Here is a 1114-nt window from a genome sequence, read left to right on the forward strand (position 1 = left end):
CTGTCGAAGCAGTCGTATCGATTTTACAGGCGGGCATTCCAATTGCGCGCGTTGAACTAGTCGACGAGCAATCAATGCAGCAAGTCAACAAATACAATGATACCGCTACATGCATATCCGCATCTGTAATTCCTGTAATATCGAAACGCTTTAAACGTTCCATATTTTTCACAACAATCTTAAATAGGTTTTCTTCACCAAAGATTTCTTTAGCATTTTCCAAAGTCGCTAAATCTACTGCAGCACCATTTTTCAAAAGAACTATGGTTTCGATGTCCTTGCTGCGAAGGAACAGCAGCGTATCGTGATTGGACAAAATCGATCGCGCCATTTCTTTGCCGTAAAGCGACTCGATTTGGCCATTGTCTTGGACGATGGTGTTCATCGACAAGCCAAGTCCTCGGCAAGTAGCTAAAACGCGTGCGTATTTCTCGATTTTTCCGATATTCGCAAACTCATCCAATAAAAAGATGGTCGGGATTTTCAATTGCCCCCGATTTTCATCGGCCAATTTATAAAACTGCGAAATCAATTGATCAAAAAAGACCGAGGTTAAGGCGGTGAACGGATTTTCATCCATTGGTAGTTTCACATAGAGAATGCTTTTTTGTTCCTGAAACGCTCGGAAATTAAAATCGCTTGTTTGCGTCATTTCTCGGATTTTCTTGAGTGTGAAAATACTCACTTGAGAAGCAAACGATGACGTCACACTCGTTCGCGTGTTTCCACCGAGCGTCGTCAATCCCTTCAGCAGCTGATAGGCCGGATGATGCGGACCGAGGTCTTCATCGACCCATTGCCGGAAGGCTTCTTCATCGGGTGCTACGCGTTCATTAAACGTATCTAGCACGTCTTGCATGCTAGCATTCGGGATTTCTGTTTTGCAGTAGACAATCAACCCGGCGAGCATCTTTTGCGCGCGTTCCATAAAGAAGTCTTCTTTGCCGTCTTTGGTCGAGTTCTTGGCGATGGTCACGGACACGCTTTGGGCATCTTGGTCATCAAAGACATAGTCGAGCAAGTTGTAACGGTCTTGATTAAAATTCACAACCGTTATTATGGCAACGCATAATCAACATATCGTGAATACATTAAGACATCGCGTTATTGCAAT

At 43.8% G+C, this 1114-nt stretch carries 1 protein-coding gene; it reads right to left on the minus strand.

Features of this window, described 5'->3' with window-relative positions; all coding sequences use genetic code 11:
• The coding region (locus ABZ924_RS38780; protein ID WP_361920467.1) for a type IV secretory system conjugative DNA transfer family protein at nt 1–1021 on the minus strand (1021 nt) is incomplete at its 3' end.
• Nucleotides 1022–1114 lie beyond the last annotated feature (93 nt).

Source organism: Streptomyces sp. NPDC046876, from assembly GCF_040645035.1.
Lineage (GTDB): Bacteria > Actinomycetota > Actinomycetes > Streptomycetales > Streptomycetaceae > Streptomyces.